This window comes from Rhizobacter sp. P2_D12 (assembly GCF_056404395.1).
The window spans coordinates 1-3,882 of sequence record NZ_JBFUEB010000217.1 but is presented as its reverse complement, the minus strand read 5'-3'; the positions used below and the strand labels follow the sequence as shown (position 1 = coordinate 3,882).

Annotated in this window: 1 protein-coding gene and 1 pseudogene; one reads left to right on the top strand and one right to left on the bottom strand. The window is 69.4% G+C overall.

The window, feature by feature from the left end; all coding sequences use genetic code 11:
• A pseudogene (locus AC1DYN_RS31710) lies at nt 1-121 on the top strand (IS5/IS1182 family transposase); the annotation flags it as partial.
• Between the two features lie 265 nt (nt 122-386).
• On the opposite strand, the gene AC1DYN_RS31705 reads toward AC1DYN_RS31710, so the two are convergent.
• Nucleotides 387-3,882, bottom strand: a 3,496-nt coding sequence (locus AC1DYN_RS31705; protein WP_477966650.1) for an RICIN domain-containing protein, incomplete at its 5' end; no start/stop codon positions are given.

Here is a 3,882-nt window from a genome sequence, read left to right as displayed (position 1 = left end):
GCAGTTCGGCTACACGAAGGTTCGATACCGAGGGCTTGCCAAGAACACGGCGCAGATCGTCACGCTGTTCGCGCTGTCGAACCTGTGGATGGCGCGAAGAAAGCTGATGGCCTTGGGATGAGTGCGCCCGCAGTGCGCCCGATAGCCGCATCGAACGGTCCAAACGGGCCGGTGCGGCTGCGGCGCCGAGCTTCTCTACTGCTTCAGCGCGACAGCAAACTTGCATCCTGCCTCCTCTGCATCACCGGCGCGCGTCGCGGCAGTTATGCAGACCATCCCTAGCGCTGTAGCCACATAGCGCAGTAGTGTTAACCAACATGCGCAGTTTTGAGATATTGCTGCATACAGGTTCGATTCCTGTCGGCGGGACCAGCGCGGCTCTGCGCTCAAGGCCAGGCGCGCAGCACCCAGTCGTTCCACTTCTTCAGCCGCTGCGCATCGCCGCCCATCTGCGTGATCTTCCAGATGCCGTACTGCTGCTTCTGCTCGGCCGTCGCCCGGTAGTTCACCGTGTTCATCGCGTAGCCGCCGTTCACCGGCGCCAGCGGCTTCTTGCCGCGGTCCAGGCAGAACCCGAAACCGGCGGTCGGCTCGGGTTCGCCCAGGTCCATGTTGTTCGGGTCGCAGCGCCGCCAGGCGGCCGGGTCGGTGTCGGTGAACAGCTGGTTGAACTGCTGCATCGCGCCGTTCACCACCTTCAGGTGCAAGCCCGGTTGCAGCTGGTCGAACTTCTTGAACGGCGTGCTGCCGCAGTTCTGCGTCGTCACCGTGTCGATGAAGTTGGTCGGCACCAGGTGCTTCAAGGTCTGCGCGCGGCTGTAGCGCCCGCGGTTCAGGATGATCGAGCGCGTATCGCCGGGCATGTACAGCGGGATCGCGTTGTTGACGAACTGCGCGCCCTTGATGCGCGCCTGCAGCAGCCGGATGTTGGCCATGAGCGCCCAGTTGGCCTGCGCCGGCGTCGCCGTGCCCAGCGCATTCGCCAGCACGTCGTCGAAGCCTGTCAGGTAGGGCCAGTCCACCGAGTAGTTGACCCAGTCGCCCTGCCCGCCCGGGTTGATGCTGACCTGCATCTGGTACCAGGCGTTGGTGCGGTAGTACGAGCCCATCTTGTTGCCGCTTTCCCAGGCCATGGTCCACTCGCGCGTCACCTTGCCGGAGGCGTCCTCGTCGGCCTGGTACAGCATGTGCGGCGCCAGGAAGAACACGCTGACGGTGTTGAACGGCCAGCCGCGCGCCTCGCCGCGGCCCTTCCAGGTTTTCGCGCTGCTGTCGTAGTCGCCGATGAACCACTTCTGGTTGCCCTCGAGGCCGTACGCCTGTGCCCATTGCCACTGGTTGACCACGTTCCAGTGCAGCAGGCTCATCACGGCGCGCTCGATGAAGGCGTGGGTGGTGAACGAGCCCGGATCGCCGGCGGTCGTCGCCGACGAGGCCCGTGTCGCCAGGTTGCGCGCACCGACCTGCGCACCGTATTCGCCGGAAGCGGCGACGTGGTTGCCGCGGCCGCCGCCCAGGAAGGCATAGGCCTCGAAGCCCGAGGCCTGCAGGATGCCCTGGATCTCGGCCCGCTGCGCGGGCTGCAGGTGGCTCCAGTCGCCGAACTGGCCGCTCGGGTTCTTGTGCGATTCGAACCAGGCCGCGATCTTCTTCGCGGTCGCGCTCGGGTTCATGCTGCCGTTCGCGAACGTGCCGCCGGATTCGAAGCTCGGCCACACGTCCAGCGGGTGGATGGTCGGCAGCCACGCGTTCCAGTCCGGGTACTGCAGCGGCATCGCGCCTTCGCGGGTGTTCAGCGTCGCGTTGGCGTCCATCACGCGGTCGACGTCGGCCTGGCTCAGGTTCAGCGGCGTGCCGTCCTGCGGCTTGCCGAACAAGGCCTTCATGGCCTGCACCGGACTCTCGATCACCGCGCCGAGACCCGCGCCGGCGGCCCATTCGGCCAGCGGCTTGCCGTCCAGCCCTGGGCCCGGCTGGTACGGCGGGTTCCAGGGTGCGGCACCGCCGGCATGCGGCACCGACTGCAGGCTGTAGCGCAGGTAGGCCACGATCTGCCGGCCCTGCGCCTCGCTCAGCCCGTGGAAGCGCGAGCGCTGCACGATCGCGTTGTTCGAGTAGTTGAAGTACTGCAGGTCGCGGCCGTCCTCGGCATGGCACGACGAGCAGGCCGCCTTGATGGTGCGGTTGACGAGGGTCGACTTCAGCAGCTTGCCCTGGCCGTGCCACAGCGCATCGCCGGCCGTGACGTCGGCGCTCCAGCTGCGGCCGGCGTCCTTCTCGGCACGGATGTCGGCGACCTTCACCGGGTTGCTTGCGAGGCTCTGGCCCTGCGCGTCCTGCAGTTGCAGGTCGACGATGCGGTAGCCGTTGGATTCGCCATCCGTGCCGTTGAAGCGGAACTGCACGCGGTTGGCACCGGCCACCAGGCGCGCCTTGGTGGCGGCATCCAGCACCAGGCTCATGCGCGTGGTGTACAGGCCGCCCCGCGTCAGGCCGCCCTGCACGCGCTCGGCATCGGCCAGCTTCATGGTCGCATCGGTGACGTCGACCCACGGGATGTTGCCGGCCTGCGCCGGCGCCACGCCGCCCAGCACGCGCACGCTGGCCTTGACCCGGGTCGGCGGCAGCGTCGTCGCCTCGAACTCCGGCGCGCCGAAGAAGCCGCAGCGGTGGCACTGGAACCACAGCTGGCTGACGCTGGCGAGCTTGAGCGCATCCAGCGTCAGGTTGGCATCAGCCACCACCGGGGCTTGCGGCGAGCCGTTGCCCAGCAGTTCGAGCGGCAGCGCCAGCGGGGTGTTCGCGGGGTTGGGGGCCGGTGCCGGGGCGGGCGCAGGCGCGGGCGCCGGAGAAGGCGCCGGTGCCGGGGACGGCGCGGGGGCCGGAGACGGAGCCGGCGCGGGCGTGGGTGCCGGAGCAGGTGCGGGCGCAGGGGACGGGGCAGGAGCAGGCCCAGGCGCGCCCACCGCCGTCAGCCGCCATTGCTGGTTGGCCTTGCCGTTGCCGCAATCCCATTGCTGGACCGCGGCGCCGGCCGCCGTGCTGTTGCCTTCGACGTCGAGGCACTTGCCGCTGTGCTGCGCTTTCAGCATGAAGGCGTCGCCGGCCGGCAGGGCCGCGAAGTGCTGGTTCGCACCACCGTTGTCCGGCCACTGCTGCAGCCGCGCGCCGCTGACGGTCGAGACCGCCTCGACGTCCAGCATCTTGCCGCTGTGGGCGTTGCGGAACGTGTAGCTGCCATCGGCCAGCGGCATCGCCTCGAAGCGCTGGCTGGTGGCCGTCGTGCAAGCCGCCTGGATCGCCTTGGCGCGATCGGCCGCGCTCGCCGCCTCGATGTCCAGGCACAGGCCCGAGTGCACGGAGCGCAGGCCGTACTGCCCCACTGCCAGTGCCGAGCGGCCGCTCGCCGACCAGGGATGGAGCAGGAACTGCTGCGCCGCGTCGCCGCTGCACGCGGCCTGCAAGAGCCCGCCGCTGCCGGCGGTGCTCACGCACTTGCGGCTGCCGGCATTCACCAGGCTGAACCGGTTGCCCTGTGCGCGTTGCAGCAGGAAGCGCTGCGCACTGGTGCCGTTGTCGGTCCACTGGTGGATCAGTGCACCGTCCGCCGTCGACCGCGCATCGAGGTCCAGCACGCGCCCGGTGCCGGCGTTGGTCAGCTTGACGCTGCCATCGGCCTGCGGGCCCAGGTCGAAGGCCTGCGTGAGCGCCGCTCCACAGGCGACTTGCTGAAACCGGCCGCCATCGGCCGTGGCCGGGATGGCGTCCACGCATTTGCCGCCCTGCGCAGCGGCCAGCACGTAGCGCCCGGCCGGCGGCGCGATGTCCACTGCCGCGCCTGCGGCCTGGCCGGCCTCGAACTCCGCGCCGCCGTCAGACGGC